Annotated in this window: 23 protein-coding genes; 14 read left to right on the top strand and 9 right to left on the bottom strand. The window is 44.8% G+C overall.

The features are described 5' to 3' along the window. Window positions 1-6: 6 nt before the first annotated feature. Window positions 7-1,164 carry an efflux RND transporter periplasmic adaptor subunit gene (locus R7P35_RS06655; protein WP_005387110.1) on the bottom strand — a complete coding sequence of 386 codons (1,158 nt, stop codon included), beginning with the start codon at window positions 1,162-1,164 and terminating at the stop codon, window positions 7-9. Between the two features lie 518 nt (window positions 1,165-1,682). Between R7P35_RS06655 and R7P35_RS06660 the strand changes: the two genes are divergently transcribed. Together R7P35_RS06660 and R7P35_RS06665 are read left to right on the top strand one after the other, a co-directional pair. After that, the gene (locus R7P35_RS06660; protein ID WP_047102775.1) at window positions 1,683-3,200 is read left to right on the top strand and encodes a phospholipase D family protein; all 1,518 of its coding nucleotides are present in this window, start codon (window positions 1,683-1,685) and stop codon (window positions 3,198-3,200) included. 90 nt (window positions 3,201-3,290) lie between these two features. Continuing rightward, window positions 3,291-3,878, top strand: coding sequence for a class I SAM-dependent methyltransferase (locus R7P35_RS06665; RefSeq protein WP_132936993.1), 588 nt, complete (start codon window positions 3,291-3,293; stop codon window positions 3,876-3,878). Window positions 3,879-3,932: 54 nt separating this feature from the next. Here R7P35_RS06665 and R7P35_RS06670 read toward each other — a convergent pair whose 3' ends face one another. After that, complete coding sequence (locus R7P35_RS06670; protein ID WP_017635141.1) at window positions 3,933-4,403, bottom strand: ASCH domain-containing protein; 471 nt, start codon at window positions 4,401-4,403, stop codon at window positions 3,933-3,935. A gap of 200 nt (window positions 4,404-4,603) precedes the next feature. On the opposite strand from R7P35_RS06670, the gene R7P35_RS06675 reads away from it, so the two are divergent. Beyond that, window positions 4,604-5,449 (top strand): tetratricopeptide repeat protein, encoded by an 846-nt coding sequence (locus tag R7P35_RS06675; protein WP_005373890.1) that lies wholly within the window; start codon window positions 4,604-4,606, stop codon window positions 5,447-5,449. 13 nt (window positions 5,450-5,462) lie between these two features. Then, window positions 5,463-5,858 carry a DUF2391 family protein gene (locus R7P35_RS06680; RefSeq protein ID WP_005373896.1) on the top strand — a complete coding sequence of 132 codons (396 nt, stop codon included), beginning with the start codon at window positions 5,463-5,465 and terminating at the stop codon, window positions 5,856-5,858. A gap of 9 nt (window positions 5,859-5,867) precedes the next feature. Here R7P35_RS06680 and soxR read toward each other — a convergent pair whose 3' ends face one another. Continuing rightward, the gene (gene soxR / locus R7P35_RS06685; RefSeq protein WP_005373898.1) at window positions 5,868-6,302 is read right to left on the bottom strand and encodes a redox-sensitive transcriptional activator SoxR; all 435 of its coding nucleotides are present in this window, start codon (window positions 6,300-6,302) and stop codon (window positions 5,868-5,870) included. Window positions 6,303-6,503: 201 nt separating this feature from the next. Here soxR and R7P35_RS06690 point away from each other — a divergent pair, with 201 nt between their 5' ends. From R7P35_RS06690 to fusA, 5 genes are all read left to right on the top strand, one after another. Next, complete coding sequence (locus R7P35_RS06690) at window positions 6,504-7,712, top strand: MFS transporter (RefSeq protein WP_132936992.1); 1,209 nt, start codon at window positions 6,504-6,506, stop codon at window positions 7,710-7,712. A 178-nt stretch (window positions 7,713-7,890) separates the two neighbouring features. Beyond that, the gene (locus R7P35_RS06695; protein ID WP_025767997.1) at window positions 7,891-8,772 is read left to right on the top strand and encodes a LysR family transcriptional regulator; all 882 of its coding nucleotides are present in this window, start codon (window positions 7,891-7,893) and stop codon (window positions 8,770-8,772) included. Between the two features lie 101 nt (window positions 8,773-8,873). After that, window positions 8,874-9,878: an N-acetyltransferase DgcN gene (gene dgcN, locus R7P35_RS06700; protein ID WP_025767998.1), complete on the top strand. Its 1,005-nt coding sequence runs from the start codon at window positions 8,874-8,876 to the stop codon at window positions 9,876-9,878. A gap of 50 nt (window positions 9,879-9,928) precedes the next feature. Beyond that, complete coding sequence (gene dgcA / locus R7P35_RS06705) at window positions 9,929-10,921, top strand: N-acetyl-D-Glu racemase DgcA (protein ID WP_033906306.1); 993 nt, start codon at window positions 9,929-9,931, stop codon at window positions 10,919-10,921. Between the two features lie 293 nt (window positions 10,922-11,214). Continuing rightward, window positions 11,215-13,239, top strand: a complete 2,025-nt coding sequence (gene fusA, locus R7P35_RS06710) for an elongation factor G (RefSeq protein ID WP_206970392.1) — start codon at window positions 11,215-11,217, stop codon at window positions 13,237-13,239. A 75-nt stretch (window positions 13,240-13,314) separates the two neighbouring features. On the opposite strand, the gene R7P35_RS06715 is transcribed toward fusA, so the two are convergent. After that, the gene (locus tag R7P35_RS06715) at window positions 13,315-13,509 is read right to left on the bottom strand and encodes a hypothetical protein (protein WP_005373920.1); all 195 of its coding nucleotides are present in this window, start codon (window positions 13,507-13,509) and stop codon (window positions 13,315-13,317) included. A gap of 187 nt (window positions 13,510-13,696) precedes the next feature. Between R7P35_RS06715 and R7P35_RS06720 the strand changes: the two genes are divergently transcribed. Then, a complete protein-coding gene (locus tag R7P35_RS06720; protein ID WP_206970393.1) occupies window positions 13,697-14,509 on the top strand; it encodes an aminoglycoside phosphotransferase family protein in 813 nt (270 codons plus the stop codon). On the opposite strand, the gene nqrM is transcribed toward R7P35_RS06720, so the two are convergent. The 3 genes from nqrM to R7P35_RS06735 are packed head-to-tail and all read right to left on the bottom strand — an operon-like array spanning window position 14,487 to window position 15,491. Then, complete coding sequence (gene nqrM / locus R7P35_RS06725; protein WP_017635136.1) at window positions 14,487-14,696, bottom strand: (Na+)-NQR maturation NqrM; 210 nt, start codon at window positions 14,694-14,696, stop codon at window positions 14,487-14,489. The genes R7P35_RS06720 and nqrM overlap by 23 nt on opposite strands. 1 nt (window position 14,697) lies before the next feature. Next, window positions 14,698-15,204, bottom strand: a complete 507-nt coding sequence (locus R7P35_RS06730) for a NifB/NifX family molybdenum-iron cluster-binding protein (protein WP_053304613.1) — start codon at window positions 15,202-15,204, stop codon at window positions 14,698-14,700. Further along, window positions 15,201-15,491: a DUF134 domain-containing protein gene (locus R7P35_RS06735; protein ID WP_005373924.1), complete on the bottom strand. Its 291-nt coding sequence runs from the start codon at window positions 15,489-15,491 to the stop codon at window positions 15,201-15,203. The genes R7P35_RS06730 and R7P35_RS06735 overlap by 4 nt, the downstream gene beginning before the upstream one ends. Before the next feature lie 500 nt (window positions 15,492-15,991). Between R7P35_RS06735 and R7P35_RS06740 the strand changes: the two genes are divergently transcribed. The 4 genes from R7P35_RS06740 to ompV all read left to right on the top strand — a co-directional run bounded on the left by R7P35_RS06740 (window position 15,992) and on the right by ompV (window position 19,913). Continuing rightward, complete coding sequence (locus R7P35_RS06740) at window positions 15,992-16,891, top strand: ABC transporter permease (RefSeq protein WP_053304614.1); 900 nt, start codon at window positions 15,992-15,994, stop codon at window positions 16,889-16,891. Further along, window positions 16,884-18,113, top strand: coding sequence for a quaternary amine ABC transporter ATP-binding protein (locus R7P35_RS06745; RefSeq protein ID WP_005387213.1), 1,230 nt, complete (start codon window positions 16,884-16,886; stop codon window positions 18,111-18,113). The genes R7P35_RS06740 and R7P35_RS06745 overlap by 8 nt, the downstream gene beginning before the upstream one ends. A 267-nt stretch (window positions 18,114-18,380) precedes the next feature. After that, window positions 18,381-18,914: a copper resistance protein NlpE gene (locus R7P35_RS06750; RefSeq protein ID WP_005373930.1), complete on the top strand. Its 534-nt coding sequence runs from the start codon at window positions 18,381-18,383 to the stop codon at window positions 18,912-18,914. Window positions 18,915-19,136: 222 nt separating this feature from the next. Further along, window positions 19,137-19,913 (top strand): outer membrane protein OmpV, encoded by a 777-nt coding sequence (gene ompV / locus R7P35_RS06755; RefSeq protein WP_206225810.1) that lies wholly within the window; start codon window positions 19,137-19,139, stop codon window positions 19,911-19,913. Between the two features lie 75 nt (window positions 19,914-19,988). Here the strand turns inward: ompV and R7P35_RS06760 are convergent, their stop codons facing one another. Then, window positions 19,989-21,656 carry an ABC transporter substrate-binding protein gene (locus R7P35_RS06760; RefSeq protein WP_213904402.1) on the bottom strand — a complete coding sequence of 556 codons (1,668 nt, stop codon included), beginning with the start codon at window positions 21,654-21,656 and terminating at the stop codon, window positions 19,989-19,991. A gap of 160 nt (window positions 21,657-21,816) precedes the next feature. After that, window positions 21,817-22,431: an outer membrane beta-barrel protein gene (locus R7P35_RS06765; RefSeq protein WP_005373936.1), complete on the bottom strand. Its 615-nt coding sequence runs from the start codon at window positions 22,429-22,431 to the stop codon at window positions 21,817-21,819. Window positions 22,432-22,444: the final 13 nt, after the last annotated feature.

Here is a 22,444-nt window from a genome sequence, read left to right on the forward strand (position 1 = left end):
TCCTACTTACTGTACGACGGTTTCGGAGTCGTCACTCTTTTTTGCGATTTGTACCGCCATGCCTTTTTGAGGGTACTCTGGTAAGGTCAGTACCAACTTATCACTTTGCTCTAAGCCTTCGCCCACCAGCAAAAACTCACCTTCTGCTCTCAAAACCGTGACAGTTCTGGGTTGAAGTTGATTATCGCCATTCACCACCCACACGGTACGGTTTTTAACTAATTCCTGTGGCAAGCGGTAGATGTGCTTAAGTTCCTTACCAGTGAAGCTCACTTCAACGTAGGAGCCGAATTTAATTGGAGGCTGCTGGTTATCGACACCGTATGGGTCCGCGATTTGAATGACCATGTTAATCATTCGGGTAGCGCTATCAATCATGCCTAGATCACGAACTACTCGACCTTCTCTAGTGGTAGAAAACACACCTTGCTGCGTCACTGTCGCAGTGAGTTCACCAATGGATTCGGGTAAAAATGCACTATCAAAACCGGCAATGGGTACGTGCACCTCTGCCACTTCGATGTTGTTTAACGTGGCAACTCGAGAACCAGATGTAACAAATTGACCAACACCAATATCACGCTCAACAACCAGCGCATCGTAAGGTGCAACGACTTTGCAATTTTCTAACTCTCTTTTTGCTCGTTTGAGTGCCGCTTGAGCCGACTTCACTTGCGCTTGTGCGCTCAAAACGTGAGGCTTGCGTAAATACAGATCCGTCACTTGCTTATCGCTCAGTCTCTTTGCCTGACGTTTTGCCACTTCGGCTTTCGCTTGTTCCTCAATCAAGTTTGCGCGTGCACTAGCTAAATCGGCTTCAGCTTGTAAAACCGACGCTTCATAGTTGTCACTTTCAATTGTGAAAAGAACCTCTCCTCGTTTTACGATGCCACCCGTCACAAAATTCGGGTGCCAACTTGTAACTTCACCACTAACTTGCGCGGAAAGGTGTGTTTTTTCAAAAGGGACTAATTCACCGTGACTGGTAATCACCACTTTGTGATCGGTAGGAAAAAGAGAAGAAGCCTGAACAGTAGGCTCTGTAATTGCATCTTTGGTTGACTCTTTTTCCGGCGCAGTTGCGGCAATTGCAGCATATCCTGCATAAGAGCCTCCAACGACGACGAAGGGTAAAAGCCAACGTAATATGGGTTTTGCTAACATCGAAAATCCTTTTTTATTGTTGTTTTCAACACCACACTTTTATTCAGTCCATTGCTCCCGGTAAGCATGGTGGTGAGAGAATTGAATTTGAATAAACATCAAAGCGGCACTTGCCTAGTCTTTTAAGCAGCGAACTAGATAGTTATTGCCAATTCAAAGTTAATAAAATTAACAAAAAATTAACCAACTGCGCAAGTTGCTCTAACTTAACTTTTATTCTAAACAGCAAATGACATGCCAAGCATTTATTTATTAAAAATCATATAGTTATATAAAAACCATTATTTTATCCAGTGTGCTATTGGTCATAATCACCAGATATTAGTGATTATGACCAATACGGCCATAATGATAATTAAAATAAATGATTATCTGCGCTCTAAAAGTTGAACTTAGTGCAGGTTCTATGGCAATTCATTGATTAATCGCTCGTTATAAAACGGTTCTGGGTGCATGTGGCGTCAGCTTAAGTCTATAATTTGGAGTAGGTAACACTCTGTAAGACAAGGAAATGTGCTTTGTTACAAACGCTCGCCAAGTTGCTCTTCCCCTCGCTGCTCACTATTTTATCGGCATGCTCATCCGTATCGTTGAATGACGCCAGTGAAAAGTCCACCAGCTTTCAGCTCGGTTATCAAAAGGATTCTGTTCTTGCGCAGTACTTTGAAGCTTACGGGAGAGATCCTAAGTCCATAACTGGCTTTGCACCGTTAAATCAGGGACACGATGCCCTTCTTGCTCGAACCTCTTTGATCGAGTCCGCCCAGAAAAGCCTTGACCTTCAATACTATATTTACCGTGGTGACGAAACGAGTCAGCTAATAACGTGGCGCTTGTATGAAGCGGCAAAGCGTGGTGTTCGAGTAAGACTGTTGCTTGACGATATGCAAAAGCGAAACGACGATGTGATGGCAGCCCTCAATGCACATCCTAATATAGAAATCCGCTTATTTAACCCGCATCAGTATCGCGACTCCCGTTGGTTCGCTCTTGCTAGCGATTTTGAACGCCTTAATCGTCGTATGCACAATAAGTCTCTGATTGCAGACAGTGTTTCCGCCATTGTCGGAGGTAGAAATATCGGCAATGAATACTTCTCTTTTGAATCGCAAGTTGAGTTTGGTGATTTTGATCTTCTGCTCTATGGTGAGGCGGTACAACAAACTGCCGATCAGTTCGACCTCTACTGGAATAGCGCCTATTCGATACCAATGGAATGGATTACACCGAATTCACAGCAAATTACCGACCAAGCGATTCAAAAGCAGGTCAATAAACTCCGGTTAGAGGAAAAGTTTTCAACCGGCCGCTATGACTTCACTCAACTGGATATGTACCAAGATCTAAAACAAGGCAAACTCAAGCTCTACTGGGGAGAAGCGAAAGTATGGTTTGATCTGCCCGATAAAGTCGCGACCCGAGAGAGCCAACTTATTGATAATTTGTCGGAATTGGTTAAAAGTGTTGAGGATTCATTTGTGCTCATTTCTCCCTATTTCGTTCCAACTGAAGCAGGTACTCAAGCATTAAGTAACGCGGCCAAGCGAGGCGTTGATATCACGATTGTGACCAATAGCCTCGCGTCTAACGATGTGTTTGCCGTGCATGGTTGGTACGCAAAATATCGAAAAGATCTACTCGAAGCTGGAATCAAGCTTTGGGAAGTAAAAGCGAGCGCGAAACTCAAAAGTAAGTGGAGCCTCACGGGGAGTAGCAGAGCAAGTTTACACGCTAAAGCAATGACAATTGATAACAAAACACTTTTCGTTGGTTCGATGAACTGGGACCCACGTTCGGCCGCTTTGAATACCGAAATGGCCGTTGTTATCGAACAGCCAGAATATGTGCAAATGTTTCTAGAACAACTGCCAAATCAACTGTCGAGTAACGCCTACGCCTTAACTCTGCGCGACGGGGACATTGTCTGGACCGACGTAAAAACAGGCGAAGAATACGACTCCGAACCAGAAGCAGGAGTATGGCGAAAAATGGGCGCTTGGTTCTCCGGAATATTACCGATTGAAGATCAGCTATAACAGCTGCCAATACTGCAAACCTCCCCAGTCAAGCAAAACAAAATGGACGCTAGTTTTGGGCAGGGGACACAACCAACATAAGGAAGTTCAATGCCAGCGCAATGGAATGAATACTATCAGAAAATTTTAAGCCAACCTCACCGCCCAAACGTGGAAAATGCCGTAAACCGACTTAAGATAGAAGGCAAAGTCGCTCTTGATATTGGCTGCGGAATAGGTCGAGACAGCCACTTTCTACTCGAACAGGGATTTAAGGTTCACGCATGTGATAGCAATGAAGATGCAGTAAAAACTTGTTTAACACGCTTTGAAGGTAATAAACGATTTTCGGTTTCGCAGTGCTGTTTTACTGAATTTCATTACCCTCAGTGCAGCTTGGTTATCGCAAATGCCAGTTTGTTCTTTTGCCCTGATACAGGCTTCAAACAAGTCTGGACAAAAATAGACAGCGCATTACAACCGGGCGGTATCTTCTGCGGCGATTTCTTGGGAGTGAAAGACTCCTGGGTTACCTCCGAAATGCACCCAAACATTACCGCATTAACAAAAAAGGAAGTGGAAAGCTTATTCGAAGGTTACGACCTCATTTCATTGCATGAAAGAGATGAAGACGGGACCACTGTAGTAGGAAGCCAAAAACATTGGCACATGTTTAGTGTGACCGCTCGAAAGCGCTAAAAATGGTCTCTCAGTAAAGAAAGCAGCACTTCAAATCAGTGCTGCTATCAGAGACTAATTGACGGGATACACCACTTCAAAACGCTCTAAAACCAGCGTACGTTTCTCATGCCAATCGATATTCAACTCATCGCATTCAGCTTTAAAAAATGCAGTATGAGCATCACGCCACCAGTTTAAGGTTCTATCACCTTCGCCTTCTGCGAAGGCAAACTCTGCGGTTACATCCTCATATTTGCATGTACTTACGTCAGTAATTCGTATCACGCAAACCGGGTCCCCATCCCAATTCGTCACTACTTGTAAATGACCGACTTGGGGCATGATTTCACCATGCTCTCGATACCAAAGCTCCAAACTGCACGATGCAGTTTTCTGTCCAATACGAACCAAATCTGCGCATACATTCGCGTTGTATTCATCGGCACAATAATAGTCAGCACTGACTGATGGTACAGCTTCCCTTTGTTCTGGTGATAATAATTCTAGGAATTGTTCTAAGTAATCCTTAGCTCGCGCGTCCATGCTCACTCCATTAATCATAAATTCGCAAGGAGGATAAAAGATATCACAACAAATAACCACCAGGAACAAACTGAAAAACAACAAGAATATGACTTCTACGAAGACGACTGTTATTTCTTTTGTAATAACTTTGCTAAACGTTTGTGCTATTTGCTATTGTTGCATGGTCTATCTGTACTCTTCTCGTGAAAGGACGTTATATGCGCTTATTTATTGGTATTTTTTTCTCGCTGATACTTGCCTTGCCAACAATGGCATCGGAGGAAAAGTATTCAGAATCGGATCTGTTAGATAGACCATTAATGGAACGCTACATTTTAGATGAACTAAAAGCGCTGCGTCAGGACTATCAAAGCCTAGAAAAGCGAATGATCACAGAGATCACCGATCGCGAGCTAACGGTCGCAGATAAATCGTTGAACTATGCCAACGTGACCGTTACATACTTCTTCTACATCATTGCTGGTGTCGCATCGCTGATTGCCTTTGTCGGATGGCAATCTCTGCGCGAGTTTAAACACAACACCAAAGAGATGGCTGATAAACGATTGGAGAAGATCGCCCAAGAATACGAGAAAAAGTTTGTCGCCCTTGAGCGAGATTTAAAACGCAAAACTCGCATTATCAGCGAAAACAACAAAGAGATTGAGAAAATCAACGAGATCCATAACTTATGGCTACGTGCACAAAGCTCTCAAACTCCAGAACAACGTATTGAAATCTATGATGAAATCTTATTAATTCGTCCAGGTGATTTAGAAGCGTTGACTTACAAAGCCGACGCAGCGATGGAAATCAACGAATACCATTGGGCACTTAGCATTTGTAACCGCGTACTTGAAGTCGATTACACCAACGGCCCTGCACTGTATCAACGCGCGTGTGCATACTCTCGCCTTGGTATCGAAGAGCAAGCTATTGAAGACTTGGAACGCGCAATTGAATACAGCCCATCCATTCGTGATTTACTTGCCGAAGAACGAGACCTCGAATTGCTGCACGGTAATGAGCGTTTTGAAAAGCTCTTACATCTAGCAAGCGAATAATGGAATAAACAGCATGAGCAGCCACTTTAATCTAGAAGACGCTAGCCAAGTATTGGTTGGCGCTTTTGCCCTAGCAGTCCCGATCTCATTTTCGGAGGAAGCGTGGCGATTGGGTGAGAGCCTACCAATGGCAAACTTGCTCATGCTGTTAAGTCTTTCTGTCATTTTCCTCAGTTTTTTCGCGTATCAAAGCGTGTTTCAAAGCCACATCAAGAATCGCGTATCCATCTTTATTTTTCGTGTGGTTATTGCGTACCTCATTGCGGCCGTTGTGGTAGCGTTAGTTCTTTTCTGTCTTGATAAACTGCCACTCATGAATGAGCCTTTGGTTGCGATAAAACGCGTTATCGTCATCACAATGCCTGCTTCGATGGGCGCGATCGTAGTCGACAGTTTCGACAAAGAATAGAGATAATCGCTACTCTTCTTCTAACGTTAAGTTCGACCCCGAGTGGTCTTTCCCTAATACATCTTCTGGGTTTCGCAGTGCGCAGGTTTCTAACGACAAGCACCCGCAGCCAATGCATCCGCCTAAATCGTTTTGCAACGCTTTAAGTTTTTGAATCTTTTGTTCTAACTGTTCATGCCAATGGCTTGCCATTTCTTCCCATTGCGCTTTGTTAGGGGCTTGGTGTTTCGGCAGTTCATCTAACGCATGTTTAATTTCTTCTAACGACAACCCAACTTGCTGCGCTGCTTTGATCACCGCAACACGGCGCAACACACTGCGATGGTAGCGACGCTGATTACCTTGATTTCTCCAGCTCGAAATCAGTCCTTTTTGCTCGTAAAAATGTAGGGCAGATACTTTCACTCCAGAACGTTTTGCCACTTCTCCTACGCTGATTTCCATCCTTGACTCCCTGTGTATCAATTTTGTTAAAAAAATGCTTTACCTCAAGTTTACTTGAGGTTTTAAAGTTGCACCATCTTAATTAACGCTAAACCCCGGCGATCTCAAGATAATGTGTTCAGCGCGAACGACTTGGTTGTTAAACACAAGACAGTTGGACATCAACCTTTTGAAATCCATCGGGAGTTAGAGGCAAACATAATGAAAAATAAAACTCAGCCGTACTTAGCTGGCCGCTTCTTCGACAGCATTTCCTCTGGCTTATTCATGATGGCGCTGCCATGGGTCATGCTTTCCGAACCTAACATGGGCACTTTCGTAGCTTTAGTTTCTCTGAGCTGCACCGCGATTTCTTTTCTAGCAACGCCTTTCTTTTCCACTTTAATTGACCGACATTCACGCAAAGTACTACTCGTGCTCAATCAATGGATTCAATCGGGTATGGCTTTGGTGGTGTTCATTGCTTATTGGTTAGGGTTTGAGTCACACTGGTTGCTGGCTTTTGCGCAATTGGTGTATTGGGTTTCGAGTAATTTTGCATGGACGACCAACAACGCCTTCACCCAAGAAAATTATCAGCACCATGAGTATGCGAAAATTTCGGGTCAGCAAGAAGTTGTAATGCAATCCACAACCCTCGGAGCTGGCGCGTTGGGTATTGTTTTGCTTGAAATGTGGGGTATGAAAGAGTTTGCTTTGTTTGCGGCCAGCGCCTCTGCGTTAGCAGCGATGTTCTATATTCTGACGCCTTATACCCAACAATTAAGGGCATCAAAATCCGTTGCTTTCATCGCGCAACTCAAAGAGAGCAAACAAATATTCCGTCTCGAACCTCGATTTTATGGCTTTATTCTGCTCTCTTGCCTCTCTTATCCTGCATTGACGTATTTGAGCAAACTGGTGCCGATTTGGTTTTCTGAACAAGGCATCTCTGGCGATTGGTTTGCAGGGTTCAACATCAGTTTTGGCCTCGGCTCGTTGCTAACCGGCTTTATTGTCACCAAAGTGCTAAGCCGTGCCTCCCATAGCCACATTATGTTCGCTTCGATGGTTATGGTCTCTTTTGCGCTTATCGGTATGAGTTTTGCGATGAGCCCGCTGACCATCTTATTGTTTACGGCGCTGTTTGGCGTATTTAACGCGCTAAATCGCATTGCGAGAGTCAACTGGATGCATCATACCGTAGCGGTTCATCAACGAGGTCGCGTCGATGGCGGCATCAGCATGTTTGCCACCACCATTCAATCTCTCAGTTACGTGTTAATCGCGATGTTAAGTCATTACGAGCTAACACAATACGGTTTTGCAATAGCAGCTGTTGTCATGGTGTTAGCAGTGGTTTTGATGGGATTACTCAGCCGAGACGTCGAGCCGTTTAACGACCTGCCCCTTCATGCAGCAGCAAAGTGAAGCATAGAAGTTGAGAAGTTGAGAAGTTGAGAAGTTGAGAAGTTGAGAAATTGAAAAAGCGAGATAAGAAGGCAACCAACATCGTCTTCCTATTTTTTACGCCAGCACTTTTGCCTCTATCGCTTATCAGCAAGGTTGGGTATTCTGAGGTGACCAACATGAGCAGGGGGAAATCGCAGTGAACTTAAGGCAATTAGAAGTCTTTTACGCCATTATGCAAGCAGGAACGGTGTCAGGCGCGGCTCGCTTACTGCACGTTTCCCAACCTAATGTCACTCGAGTTCTCGCCCATACAGAACAACAACTGAGCTTCGCTTTATTTGAGCGTGTAAAAGGTCGCCTCGTTCCCACTCAAGAAGCCAAAGCCTTATTGCCAGAGGCTGAAAAAGTCTATCAACAACTCGGACAATTTCGCTCTCTGACCAACAAAGTCAAACAGGGAACTCAACATTTACGAGTCGGTGCCCCGCCTGTTTTGGCCGCGCACTTGTTAGCGCCGACTGTCGCGTTGTTGTCGAAAGAGCACGGCATCTCCTTTGAGCTATTAACGGCCAATCGCGATGAGCTGTGCTCAGGATTACTGAAACATGAACTGGATGTCGCCATTGCGTTCGGTGAAGAAACACCACCAGCGATCATGGGGCACGTGTTATTGAAAGAAAACTTAGCACTGATTGCTCCTAAAAGCGCAGCGATACCCGCAGAAAAAACCGTCATTTTAGAAGAACTCATCAGTCACGATTTACCCATTATCGGTTTAGATAGCCGAGACCCTCTGGGCTTGCTGTTACATCAAACCTTGTCAGCGCGTGACGAGCATTATCAACATGCCATTACCGTCCGCAGCTACTCCGCGGCGGCTGAACTGGTGAAAAACGAAGCAGGATTCGCGATTGTAGACCCTTGGACTGCAAAACAATATCGCCAAGATAATGCCGTTTCCGTGCATGCTTTGGAGCCAAATATGTCCTTCTCTGTCTCTATTTTATTCGCAGAGCACACACCTCAATCCATTGCGACAAAGCAATTTATCACCGCTCTAAAACAACAGATGGTTTAAAGGTATAACCTGAAGTTATACCTGCCTAACAAATAAGCATTCGGTTTCCTAAATCAGTCTGGCTAAATTAATGAGCAATAACGATGACGAAGGGAACCATCATGCAAATTGCTCAACCTTACCTACTTTTTCTTGGCGATGTAACCGATCCACTTGCAGCAAAAACCGCGCGTGGCATTTACCAATGGCGACCTGAGATTTGCCTTGGCCAAATCCGCCTGACGCCAGAAACCGTATCGCTTGGTTTAACCGACATGACAATACAACAAGCGCAGCAGCAAGGAGCAAAAACGCTGGTGCTCGGCACGGCAAATCCAGGAGGCGTCATTCCCGAAGCTTGGCAAGCAACCTTACTTGAAGCGGCAGAGATGGGATTTGAAATTGCATCGGGCATGCATCAACGTTTGGCGGAATTTTCTCCTCTTGCCGATCTAGAACAACGCGGATTAACCAAACTGTATGATGTTCGCCATTATGATGCCCCGCTCAAGGTCGGCAATGGCAAAGCTCGTGCAGGCAAGCGAGTACTTACTGTAGGAACAGATTGCTCCGTTGGCAAAATGTACTCTGCCCTTGCCATTGAGTATGCATTGAAGCGTAAAAACTGTCGTGCAGAGTTCAAAGCAACGGGTCAAACCGGAATTCTCATCGCAGGCAGTGGCATTTCGATTGATGCCGTAGTTGCCGATTTTATCTCCGGCGCAGTAGAAGCGATCAGCCCTGAGTTCACCGATCACGATTGGGACATCATCGAAGGGCAAGGTTCATTGTTTAACCCTTCGTTTGCTGGCGTAAGTTTGGGCTTACTTCACGGCGCACAAGCTGACGCTCTGATACTGTGCCATGAGATTGGTCGCCCGCACATCCGCAACTTACCACATGCGAGCTTGCCAACCATTGAACAAACGATAGAAGCGAATCTGGCCGCTGCTCGCCTAACAAATCCAAACGCTCAATTAGTGGGTATTTGCTTGAACACTTCGGCGGTCAGCGAAGAAGATGCAGCCCAGTTATGCCAGGATTGGAGCGACAAATACCAAGTGCCCGTCACCGACCCTGTACGTTTTGGCGTTGATGCGGTTGCAGATAGGCTCCTTACGATTTAAGAAACATTTACGGTTTAGAAAATAACTGCGGTTTAGGGAAAACTAGTGAGATGAAAATTCATGTAGAACCTGTCACGATTGCCATGGCGACACCATTTCGCATCTCTCGCGGCAGTCGGACAGAGTGCCACGTAGTCCGCGTGACAATTGAACATCGAGGCATGACCGCCCAAGGTGAATGTACGCCATACCCTCGTTATGGTGAATCGGTTGAATCGGTGATTAAGGCGATTTCTCACGCCGCGCATGAACTGCAAAGTTTGTATGCCAAAGGCGAAGCTGATGTCATGGTTCTCAAAAGCCAGCTTCAATCGTTATTACCCGCAGGGGCGGCAAGAAATGCATTGGATTGCGCCCTTTGGCATCTTCACGCGCTTTTGAGCCAAAAGCAGCAGGTTCACGACCTCTTTACTTTACCCGAGGCGATTGTGACGGCGATGACGGTTTCTATCGACAAGCCGCAAGCGATGGCAAAACAGGCACAAGCTTACCTTAGCCAAGGCGCAAAACTGCTTAAGGTAAAACTGGATGGTGAAAACGTGATTGAGCGCGTTGCAGCAGTACGCGATGCCGCGCCGCACGCACAAATTGTCTTAGATGCGAATGAAGCGTGGCAAAACCTCGACCTCGCGACGGTATTTGCTCAACTCGAACCGCTAGACATCACCATGATCGAACAACCGTTGCCACAAGACTGCGATGACGTACTCGCCAGCATTCCGCACCCCATTCCACTTTGCGCCGATGAAAGTTGTCACACCAGAGAGCAATTACATCAGCTGGTTGGAAAATATGAAATGGTGAATATTAAGCTAGATAAAACTGGCGGGCTCACTGAAGCACTATTATTAGCCGACGACGCCCAAAAACTCGGTTTTAGCCTCATGTCCGGTTGTATGTTGGGGACGTCGCTTGCGATGCGTGCTGCCTTACCCATTGCTGCTCAGGCAAGCGTTGTCGATCTTGATGGCCCGGTGTTGCTCGGACAAGATGTAACGCCAAGCTTGGTTTATCGCGACGGCGAAATCGTTCTTTCCAAATAGCCTAAACAATCCAGAGGTTTTGCTCCAAAAGTCAGAACCTCTGAGTTTATGATCTCGATTAAAAAACAATCAGCCCCATCATGAAATAAATCACATAAATTATATGGTTATTGAGGCATGCTAAGATTCCAGTAGTCCAAGAAGGTGGTCTTATGCATCGAGTCATCCGGAAAATGACATGGAAGACGAATAGGCGGTAATCCCGCCCTACTCCAATGCAGTGCGTGGGTTTCTATAACAACCCACTTCCTAGCAATTCGTAGGTTTTTCACGCCATCTTGCAAGGAGGCTTTATGCCTATCAATAAAATACGCAATATCGCTTTTGTCGGTCAAACCGGGACCGGTAAAACCACACTGATAGAAAAACTGCTCTTCACCTGCGATGCCACCCACCATTTAGGCAGCGTAGAAAAAGGCGATACTGTTACCGACTTCGACCCTCAATCCATCCAATATCAACACAGTATTGAAGCAACGCCAGTCGCACTGCGCTGGAATAAACACCGGCTCAATATCATCGACACTCCGGGACAAAACGAGTTACTTGGCCGTACTATCAGCGTTTTTCCTGCCGTTGAAACATCCGCCCTTGTCATCGACCCTCAAACACCACTTAACCAAACTTCCGATCGCTTATTCACCTTTGCAAAAGAGCAGCAAAAATGTCAGATGATCATCATCAATAAGCTCGATAACCACGGTAGTCAGTTAGAAAGATTGATGGAGAACATCGTTGAGCATTTTGGTGACCACTGCTTGCCGATCAACTTACCTTCGGCTGACGGGGAATCTGTAGTTGACTGCTATTTCGAACCAGAATTGGGACGAGAAACCTTACTTGCAACGGTAGATGAAGCTCATGAGACCTTAATTGACCAAGTCATCGAAGTCGATGAAGAACTGATGGAACTGTATCTGGAACAAGGCTCCGAACTCACCGCAGAGCAACTGCATGATCCGTTTGAAGAAGCACTGAGAACTGGACATGTGATTCCGGTCTGTTTTGTCTCAGCACAAACCGGCACGGGCGTCGAGTTGCTGCTGCGCACCTTGGCGGAGATCATGCCCATGCCAAACGAGGGTAACCCTCCTCAACTGGAAAAGAACGGCAAAAAAATCAAAGTAAATTGCGAAACCTTAGAGCACACCGTCGCACACGTGTACAAAGTCAGCGTCGACCCATATATGGGAAAACTTGCCTACTTACGTGTGTATCAGGGGGAAATCAATGCGGGCAGCCAGCTTTATATTGGCGAAAGCAACAAGGCATTTAAAGTTGGGCACTTATATCAACTGCAGGGCAAAGATAGAACCGAGATCCCTCGCGCGCTTGCGGGCGACTTCTGCGTTTTAGCCAAAGTGGATGATCTCGAATTCGATTCAATCGTTCATGACTCTCACGAAGAAGATGGAGTTCAACTCAAAACGTTGGATCTTCCTGACTCCATGTATTCTTTGTGCTTGAAGCCTCTTAAGCGTGGAGATGAGCAAAAATTAGGAGATGTGCTGAATAAAATTGCCAGTGAAGACCCTTCTCTGCGCATCGAACATCGCGCTCGCACCAACGAAACCATCATCAGCGGCCAAGGGGAGTTTCACCTCAAAGTCGCATTAGAAAAGATGGCGAACGTGTACAAACTGGACGTCGAAACCTGCCAACCAAGCGTCGAATACTTTGAAACCATCACCAAACCTGCCGAAGGGCATTATCGACACAAAAAACAAAGTGGCGGTGCAGGTCAGTTTGGTGAAGTGCAATTGAAGGTTCGTCCACTCGAACGTGGCGCCGGATTTAAGTTCATCAACAAAGTGGTGGGTGGCGCAATTCCAACCGCGCTCATTCCTGCTGTAGAAAAAGGTATTTTGCAAGCGTTAGAGGAAGGCGCGATTTCTGGCAACCCAATTAAGGATGTGGAAGTCACCGTTTATGACGGTAAATATCACTCCGTCGATTCGAAAGAAATTGCGTTTGTCATCGCAGGTAAGAAAGCGTTTTTAAATGCGATTAACAACGCCGATCCTATTGTGCTAGAACCCATTGTCCAGATGGAACTGCACATCCCAACCGCGAATGTTGGCGATGTTTCTGGTGATTTATCTGGCAACCGAGGCTTAATCGAAGGCTCCGAGCCAATCGACAGCAGCTTCACCTTACTCAGAGCCAAGTCACCAGTAAACGAGCTGCAAGATTACGCTCGTCGATTGCGCTCCATCACGGGTGGTGAAGGCAGCTTTAGTATGACCTTAAGCCATTACGAGCCCGCGCCACCAGCAGTGCAGAAACAAGTCTGCCAAGGCAGTGCACAACAAGGTTAATTCCCTACGATTCAAATCAATCACATAAACAAAAAAGCGCCCTCATTTTGAGGGCGCTTTTAGGTAAAAGAAAAATTATTTATCGAGAGACAAACCTATCTGACTGATTTTGCTTTCAAACTCTTCGATGCTGTTCGCTTTGTAAGTCGGAGCACCGTTAAAGTAGCGCGGTTTCTCTGGCAGCATCGCATTTTTCAGCTCTTGTTCTTGGTCGATATTGTCATGGTAAACCGTTACACGATTTGGAATATCCTGCTTCATTACAGCCATTTTGGTTCTCCTTTATTAAGACGAATAGTAAGCGTAGAACGAATTTAACGGAGTACAGGCGAGACTGTGTAAAATTTAGACACTCACAGCAAAATCATATTTAAACAGTTGCATTTAATATTTTTGAGGCACTTTGTCGTGGCTATTGGCAAACGTGAGTGCAGCGATTAAGGTGAGCTCTCTCTACATGAAGACAGGAAGTCCGGTGTCGCAACAAGAACTCAACCAAATGGGCAGTGCCAAAGTTTTTCTCATCGAAAAAGATGGCGTCCAAGTAATAGAAAAACGTAACCCTACTCAAATAGAAGTGGCGTTTTATCAACGCTATGCCGAGCAGTTTAACGCGCTTGGAATACACGTACCGCGCTTGATTCAACTCGACGACCAGAAAAACGTTCTGTACGTTGAATACGTTCCCCACGCAGTCGAGCAAGCATTCTTACTTGAAGATGATCGAGTCATTGAACAACTCGTCAAACTGCACCGACTTCCACCAACATCAGATGGTGTTTATCACCGCCACCAGTGGACACCACAAGCGACTCAACAAGCACTCGCAACACTTAAACTGGGCTCAGAGACAGAACAGTTCTTCCACCAGCTACAACAACGATCGGCGCACCTTTTCGATGGGCAGAACTTGATCTCCGGAGACACCAATGCAGGAAACTGGGGACAGCGCCAAAATGGCGAGCTGGTGCTGTTCGACTGGGAGCGCTTTTCTACAGGGCATGTCGCGATAGATTTAGCGCCGCTCATCGAGGGCATGGGCACATTTGATAATTACTTGAACGTAGCAGACAAATATATAAAGTGCGCAGAGAAAGGTGAAACAACAGAATTGGCGCGCGATATCGGACTAGCAAAAGCGTGGATCGTTGTCGAGGTAGTCAACATACTGGTCTCCAGAGAGAATCCGCAGACCAGCAAGTATTTGGACTGGTTTCGGCAAACCTTGCCGCAATGGGCCAAAAGCCTTAGCGCTCAGGTGATGAGTTAGGCTCTGAGATTTGATATAAACGCCTTTCAGGTTCTGCGCATGAGGTTTCGCAGTTGCATACTTTATCAACACCGACGTTGTTTAAACCGCCGCAACTTCCTTGAATGCGCTTGTTGTGAAAAATGACGCCAAGTGACATCAACAAAATGATTGCGAGAAAACCAAGAAAGGTAAATAACCAAACCATATTAACCTGCCTTATTAGCCATCGACTCTAGCTTAAGTATAGCAGGGCTAGATGTCGCTTTGATTAGCGCTTTAGGTCTTGCCAACAAGGAGGGTTTTGATTTTTGGCCACCACAACCACAGGAGCCGCAGCCGCCTTTTTCTTTGTGAACACTTTTCTTATGATTGTTTGATGGACGTCCTTGAGAGGGCTCAATCAAAGGCTCTCTTGGAACCGCAAGCACATCTTCCAAGGAACTACGAGTAGACAGCCTAAATACTGGCGTGCCACTGCTAAGTAGCTTTGCCAATACACGTTCACCGATATTTCGCACAAGAACAGCATCCACATTGTACCCTTTTAGAGACTGAATCAACTGAGACTTCGCATTACAACCCGCTTGTGGCATAGAAGCTATGTTCGCTAAGTTTTTTAGCATACCGTCAGTATCAGAATAAATAGCAATGTATGGTGCTTTTACAAAGTGGTTTGCCACCCGCTCACCATCATTAGGAATAGCATAAATCATAAGTTTGACTCCTCATTCGGAAAAACTAATGCATGACCTTCAACTAAACTTTTTGCGACTTTCAATCTTGCACTTTTTACTGTGTTACCAAAAGTTTGTCTAGAAACGCCCATCTGCTCCGCAGCTTGCTGCTGGCTAAGCCCCTCTAAGTCGGCTAAACGTAGCGCTTCTAACTCTTCAGGTAATATGGCGACTTGCTCCAACTGATTAAATGGAATGCCATTGGGCTTAAAGCAATGGTGAGCCGCACGTCCGCATATTCGTCTTTCTATCTTTGGTCTTGCCATCATTGTCCCTCAAAAACATAGAGTCAAATTACGCCTTAAACTGGCATATGCCAATAACATTTCTAGCATATGCCAATAAACTAAGTTTGCAAAAATCAACACGACAAATACGTAATACATCAGCATTAATTAGACATCTAATAATTTAGAAATTTCGATGACAAACGAGCAAAAAGATCAATTCTAATTAACCGGATAATAAAAACGTTAGTTTGCGCAGATTTTTCATACAAATACACGCTAATGTGTTCATTTTATTGAAGAAGAAAAACTATAATCCAAGCAAATCATTAGTTTGAACACTAATGATTGTTTTATTTTAAAGGATGTATACCTAAGGAACGAAAAAGAGAAGTTTGACGATATTCGCCTGAGCTTAAAGAGTAATACGTTCGATAAAGAACCTGTCGAACGACCATTACTTGGCCTAGGTGCCCTACTCTTCTTGCCAAATTAAGTTTCTTGAAAGCGCTTAGGTATATCAGAAAAAGGAAGTACATATGTCTGACTCAAATTGGCTCAGCGAATTCCCGGAAATGGATGCCTCTGATCTCAGGGCGATTCGCAAAACACTCGACGGCGCCTACAGAGATTTCTCTCGCGAGTATGGTGAACTCATTGAGTCTCTGTTTGATCCGCTCCTGGCGTTTCTTGTCTGGTTTGAAAAACTTCTGATTTCTACACCTTGGTTCATTATTTTAGGTGTCTGCACCACTCTCGTTTATGCCGCTAGCCGCTCTTGGAAACTGGCCGCTGCATGTTTTGGTTCGCTGATTCTGATTGGCTATTTTGGAATGTGGGAAGATACTATGCGCACGCTCAGTATCATCACTGTATGTACTATGCTTGCCATCGCACTTGGTATCCCTATCGGCATCGCTATGGCGCGCTCTAATCGCATTCAGTCGGTGGTAACACCATTACTCGACGTCATGCAAACCATGCCGGCATTTGTGTATCTCATTCCAGTTGTGATGTTATTGGGCATCGGGAAAATTCCTGGCCTTATCGCAGTAGTGATCTACGCGATTCCACCGGTTATTCGTTTAACCAATTTGGGCATTCGTCTAGTTGATAAAGAAGTATTGGAAGCCGCAACCGCATTTGGTGCCAGCACTCGGCAACGGCTTTTTGGGGTTCAGCTTCCGCTTGCAATGCCAACCATCATGGCGGGAATTAACCAAACGATCATGATGGCACTGTCAATGGTGGTCATCGCATCAATGATTGGGGTAAAAGGTTTAGGTCAGCCTGTTCTAAAGTCTATTACCAATCAATATTTCACTCTTGGTCTTCTCAATGGTTTAGCAATTGTCGCCCTAGCAATCCTTTTTGACCGTGCTTCACAAGCATATGCGAAACGCACTCAAGCTCATTTAGGAGATTCAAAAAATGACTAGTCCACTTATCGAAATCAGCGGTCTTTATAAAATCTTCGGTACCAGACCCAATAGCGTGATTGAGCGCGTTAAGTTGGGACATAGTAAAGAGCAGGTTTTAGCGGAAACGGGCCACACGGTCGGACTAAAAGACATCAACCTGCAAATTCAAAAGGGTGAAATTTTTGTCATTATGGGATTATCCGGTTCTGGAAAATCCACCATGATTCGCCACTTCAACCGATTAATCGATCCAACCATGGGGCAGATTTTGGTAGAAGGGGTGGATGTCATGCAACTTTCTAACAAAGAACTTGAACAGTTTCGCCGTCACAAGATGTCTATGGTGTTCCAACGCTTTGGCTTGCTGCCTCATCGCACTGTTATCGACAACATCGCATATGGTTTGGAAGTTCAGGGAATGAATAAAGAGGCGCGCTTAGAAAAAGCAAATGAATGGTTAGAAACCGTTGGACTGACGGGTTATGAGCACCAGTATCCTGCTCAACTATCGGGTGGACAGCAACAGCGTGTGGGCCTTGCACGGGCACTGGCTACCGACGCCGAAATACTGTTGATGGACGAGGCTTTCTCAGCATTGGACCCTCTGATTCGGAGCGAAATGCAAGATCAGCTGGTAGAGCTGCAACAGAAGCTGCACAAAACCATTATTTTCATTACTCATGATTTAGATGAAGCGCTTCGACTTGGCGATCGCATCGCGATTCTTAAAGACGGTGAACTTGTCCAACAAGGTTCACCAGACGAAATTTTACTGCATCCTGCCGATGAGTACGTTGAAGCCTTTGTAAAAGACGTCAATAGAGCGCGAGCACTGACAGTCGAAACACTGATGCAGCCACCTTCGTACTGTGTTCGCGCTGAAACCATTGAAGATGCACTAAGTGAAATGAAACGTGTTAAACGTGATTATGCCTACCATGAGACCAATGCAGGCTATCAAGGCGTGATAACACAGCAAGGATTGCTAAACGCAGCGAAGTTAACTCATATATCAGATTGGCGTGATGATATCTATGAAGAGGTGCCTATCATCTCTCCACATTTAGCCATTGAGCAAGTGCTGACTGAAGTCATGTCGTGTGAACATTCACTGCCCGTCATCGATGAGCACGGCCATTTGAAAGGCGAATTAAATCGTCAGGTTATTGCGGAGCTGTTTTCTGATCAACGAAGCACAAAACGAGGCACTTCACGCTCAAGCTTCAATAACGTTTCTTAGATGATGTTGATAATACAGCTCACAACAATGTGGGCTGTTATCAATTAACTCACTCCCACTCCCACTCCCCTTTTTAGATATTTATCTGTGGGCTCAAGCTTGATACCCAAAGCAACATTTACATTGTTCTGATTTTCCTGACAATTTCATGCTCATATCCGGTTTTATTGACATAGTTAGATCATTCTATTGCTTTTTGATGACGCAAATCCTCGATAAATGTCTACTATTACTCTCATACAAAATCTTGATTTAAAGAGGGATAAAATGAAAAAGACAATGTTGGCACTAACAGGAGCGGTAATCATTCTTGCAGGCTGTCAAGATGAGAAACCTGCCGAAACAAGCGCAGTTGAAGTACCTCAGGCAACGGAAACTGAAGTCACCACCAGTGCAGACGTTACGACTGAGACAATTGACACGTTACCAGTAGAAGAAGAACAGGTAATTACTGAAGAGACATTTGTAGACTCTGAACACAACGCACAAAGTGCTCTGGACTGGAACGGCACCTACAAAGGAACACTACCTTGCGCGGATTGTGCTGGTATCGATATGACCATCACACTAAATCAAGATGGCACTTACGTACTTGAAGAAAGCTACCAAGACAAAGAAGACGGTCAATCAAAATCTGAAGGTCAATTCACTTGGGACGCAAATGGCAGCATCGTAACGTTGACAAATGAAGATGCACCAAACCAATACTTTGTTGGTGAAAACGTACTTATGAAGCTAGACATGAATGGCGAAAAAGTAACGGGTGACCTAGCACCACTATACAACTTAACGAAACAGTAAGAAGTTAGTATCAATACCTGATAAATACCCCAAATCCGAGCCACCCCAGCTCGGATTTTTTCGCTGTTTTAACGAAAGCTATTCCAGCAACCTTTCTATTCTGAAGCAACATTCTGCTTCTTACCCTGATTGTTCATTACATTTCCATACGCTTTGCCGATAGATGCTTACAACGTCATTTTGTACAGTGTTCAAAACAAAACAGAACAACTCGGAAAAATGATGAAAAAAACATTAATTGCACTACTTACTCTGACAGCTGCTGGCTCAGCTTTCGCTGGCGATACTTACATTCGTAACGGTAACATCTACAACAACGAAGGCGGTTGGAACGTAGAAGCTGGTGTGGCTCAAGGCAGCGATCTTTTCAAAGATCAAAAGCATAATACAGCACCAATTCTCAACGGTGGTTACCATGGTGACGACTTTAATGCCGACCTAAGTGGCATTAACTACCGCTTCTTCGGTAACACCAATGAGTTAATCAACATGAGTGCCTACCTTGTAGGTAGTGGTGTAATGCGCGACGGTGATACAGCGAAAAGCCTGAAAGGCACAGATAAACGCCGTTTCGCCGTCGATCTAGGTTTAAACACAGACTTTACACTGGATCAAAACAACGTCATTTCTACATACCTTCAGCACGATATCAGCGGTGCTTACAAAGGTTACTTAGCGGGCGCGACTTACTTCCACATCATGAAATTCGGTAGTGTTGATTTTGTTCCTTTTGCTAACCTAACTTATCAAAGTGAAGACTACGTAGATTACTACTTTGGTGTAAAACAACGCGAAGCAAACGCAAACCGCAAAGCATACAAAGGTGATTCAACGGTAAGCTATGGTGTGGGCTACAAACTTATTATGCCAATCAACGACAACTGGCAAGTAAGCCAAATGACACAATACACGCGCCTAGGCAGCGGTATCAGCGACTCATCTATCGTTGATAGTGCAAACCAATGGGTTGTTGGCGCAAGTGTGTCGTACAACTTCTAATCCGATACGCCCTTATAAAGCCATCATTTCGATGGCTTTATGCGTTGGACATTTGCATAATCTTGAACACAGACTCTAGTGTGAATGAGCAATCCATAACCTATGTAAATCGCTATAGCCTGTATTCTTCACCTGCACACCTCGCACTTGCTGTGTTTTTGTCACTTCTTCGTAGCCAACAAACAAAGGCAAATATAGGTACTGATCGCGCAGCGCTTTCTCTAGGTTTAATAAAGACTGTAGCGAGTGATCATCTGCCATCGCCCTGCGAACCTTTTCTCTATGGCTTAGCATCTGGCTTTGATCAAAACTAAAACGCAGTCCAGTTGCTATCGACAGCCATTCGAAGATGCCATATTCAAATGGTGCTTCCATGACTTCCTCAATGAAGAGCAAGTCTGCTTGGTGAGACACTACCTCAGGAAAACTAATGTCATCAATAACAATGACCTCCAACTCCAATCCCGTTGCACGAATCACACTGTGCAACCATTCGGAATGACGAATTAAACTCGGTATCGTCCAGACAGGTTCAGCTAATACCACTTTACCTTTCAGTTTAGGTATCACACCACCATCTGTTATTGATAAATCTTGCTCGTAAGTCTCTAACTGAATGCTGTCAACGGCACTTGGCGCATCATAAATTCGCTTTTGCACATGGATGTAATCAGCGAGTTGATACCAAGTCTCTTTTGTGAGTTGGGATTCCGCGCGTTCGCGGTAGGTCAGATATGAAAATGCGCTAATTTTTTCCACTTCAACGTGATCGGAGCTTTGGTTAAAGCTCAACATATTTAAGGTTTTAACATCACCATGAGACAGCGTTATTTGATCTAACAATGCGCGTGCTGAAAAATACTCTTTGTGCGCTTCAAGAGTCATACTCTCCTGGTTCCAGCCGCTGATTTTAAATGGCCCAGTCCCTATGTGGTAGGAATAACTAGAACCGAAAGAGACGACATCTCGACACAGAATAGACGCATGAGGAGTTGCTAGCATGTATGGAAACAACTTGTTCGGATACTTCAATATGATTTTTAAGCAGTTAGATGTTTCTGCAACCACGCTATCAATGCATTGCCAGAGCTCGTGAACTGGTCCTTTTATCTCCCTAAGTCTTTCTATACTCCAAACCACATCCTGTATATTAAGGGGCTCGCCATCATGGCGATATATGCCTGGCCGCAACCATAACGTCATTACCTTGCCTTCCATTTTCCATTCGTGTGCTAACGATGGCTCGATACCACCATTGGAATTTTGGGTCAGCAATACGTCATAAACGCTTTTCGCGACGTGTAATTCAGTGTGACGGTAAGTATTCGCAGGGTCGATTTTGGATACCCAAGGGTAAGAAGAAATCAAAATAGCGTTATTTGATTCGTTCAATCGATTCACTTTTTCAGAAGCGATAGTCAGTGCTCTAACCGCGGTTTGACCGAACCAATCAATAAGTTTCGTTATTGAGTTCATTCTTCCTCTGCCAAGCTCCTCAACCAAAAACTCGGTCATCGCTTGTTGGAGGGAAATATTAATACAGAGACGGCTAGCGTTACTTCGGCCAATCGCAGGTTGCCAATCGACCCAATCGTAAGTGGCAAGCTTTTTCATCACAATAGAAACATTGCGCCTCGACGTGCAAATCACCGCTTCTAGCTCAGAAAGCGTAACAAGGTGATACTGGTGAGGTTCAAAGTGCTTTAACAGTAGATCCAGATACCTAAGATTGACATCGTTCACAAAGATTCCTAAGAGTTATTCCAAAGCAAAAAAATAGCACAGGACGCTTAGCAACTAAACTTCCTGTGCTATATCTAAACAAATTCAAATCTTGGACTCAGCTCGACCAACAGAAGTCACAAACGTTTACTAAGCCAAGAGGTAACTTGAATAAGTATTCTTAGAAACGGTAGCTCATACCTACAGAGAATACATTGATGTCTGCATCAACCGTTACTTTTTCATTGCCAAATTTCGCAATGTCTAGCTCAGGCATCATGTATTCCCATTCAACTTGTAGAGCAAAGTTTTCAGTAATAGCGAACTCTGCGCCTAAACCGTACATGCCTGTTACAGTGCTGTCAGAAATGGTGGTATGGCCTGCGCTACCGTCAATCACAGAGTTGCTAATTTTGAATTCAGCATTGAAGTAAGAAAGACCAGCTTTAGCAAAAAGGTTGAAACGATCGCCAATCGGTAGAGTCGCTTTTGGCTGAATCGATAGATACTTCATATCACCAACAGTAACAACTTTGCCGTCTAAAGCATCGTAACCACCAATGGCTGCTTCTAGAGAAATGTATTCGTTGAATTTGTAACCACCGAATACTTTGCCTGAAAGGCTTGAGTCATCTTCAAGTTTAAGTTTAGTGCTAGCGTTAGTACCACCACCATTGATAGAGCCATTAACATCACCAAACGATGCTTGACCTACAGATGCACCAACGTAAGGAGCTGCGTTTGCAACAGAACATGTTGCTAGAAGGGCTGTCATTAGCCATGTTTTTTTAAACATTGTATTTCACTGC

The organism is Vibrio sp. Vb0304 (assembly GCF_033338995.1).
In the GTDB taxonomy this organism is placed as follows: Bacteria; Pseudomonadota; Gammaproteobacteria; order Enterobacterales; family Vibrionaceae; genus Vibrio; species Vibrio alginolyticus.

Coding starts and splice junctions, on each gene's coding strand:
- R7P35_RS06665 (WP_132936993.1), top strand. CDS start 3,291: ATGCCAGCGCAATGGAATGAATACTATCAGAAAATTTTAAGCCAACCT.
- R7P35_RS06740 (WP_053304614.1), top strand. CDS start 15,992: ATGTCTGACTCAAATTGGCTCAGCGAATTCCCGGAAATGGATGCCTCT.
- dgcA (WP_033906306.1), top strand. CDS start 9,929: ATGAAAATTCATGTAGAACCTGTCACGATTGCCATGGCGACACCATTT.
- soxR (WP_005373898.1), bottom strand. CDS start 6,302: ATGGAAATCAGCGTAGGAGAAGTGGCAAAACGTTCTGGAGTGAAAGTA.
- R7P35_RS06720 (WP_206970393.1), top strand. CDS start 13,697: ATGAAGACAGGAAGTCCGGTGTCGCAACAAGAACTCAACCAAATGGGC.
- R7P35_RS06675 (WP_005373890.1), top strand. CDS start 4,604: ATGCGCTTATTTATTGGTATTTTTTTCTCGCTGATACTTGCCTTGCCA.
- R7P35_RS06750 (WP_005373930.1), top strand. CDS start 18,381: ATGAAAAAGACAATGTTGGCACTAACAGGAGCGGTAATCATTCTTGCA.
- R7P35_RS06715 (WP_005373920.1), bottom strand. CDS start 13,509: ATGGCTGTAATGAAGCAGGATATTCCAAATCGTGTAACGGTTTACCAT.
- dgcN (WP_025767998.1), top strand. CDS start 8,874: ATGCAAATTGCTCAACCTTACCTACTTTTTCTTGGCGATGTAACCGAT.
- R7P35_RS06735 (WP_005373924.1), bottom strand. CDS start 15,491: ATGGCAAGACCAAAGATAGAAAGACGAATATGCGGACGTGCGGCTCAC.
- R7P35_RS06655 (WP_005387110.1), bottom strand. CDS start 1,164: ATGTTAGCAAAACCCATATTACGTTGGCTTTTACCCTTCGTCGTCGTT.
- R7P35_RS06745 (WP_005387213.1), top strand. CDS start 16,884: ATGACTAGTCCACTTATCGAAATCAGCGGTCTTTATAAAATCTTCGGT.
- R7P35_RS06690 (WP_132936992.1), top strand. CDS start 6,504: ATGAAAAATAAAACTCAGCCGTACTTAGCTGGCCGCTTCTTCGACAGC.
- nqrM (WP_017635136.1), bottom strand. CDS start 14,696: ATGGTTTGGTTATTTACCTTTCTTGGTTTTCTCGCAATCATTTTGTTG.
- R7P35_RS06765 (WP_005373936.1), bottom strand. CDS start 22,431: ATGTTTAAAAAAACATGGCTAATGACAGCCCTTCTAGCAACATGTTCT.
- fusA (WP_206970392.1), top strand. CDS start 11,215: ATGCCTATCAATAAAATACGCAATATCGCTTTTGTCGGTCAAACCGGG.
- R7P35_RS06670 (WP_017635141.1), bottom strand. CDS start 4,403: ATGGACGCGCGAGCTAAGGATTACTTAGAACAATTCCTAGAATTATTA.
- R7P35_RS06680 (WP_005373896.1), top strand. CDS start 5,463: ATGAGCAGCCACTTTAATCTAGAAGACGCTAGCCAAGTATTGGTTGGC.
- ompV (WP_206225810.1), top strand. CDS start 19,137: ATGAAAAAAACATTAATTGCACTACTTACTCTGACAGCTGCTGGCTCA.
- R7P35_RS06730 (WP_053304613.1), bottom strand. CDS start 15,204: ATGATTTATGCTATTCCTAATGATGGTGAGCGGGTGGCAAACCACTTT.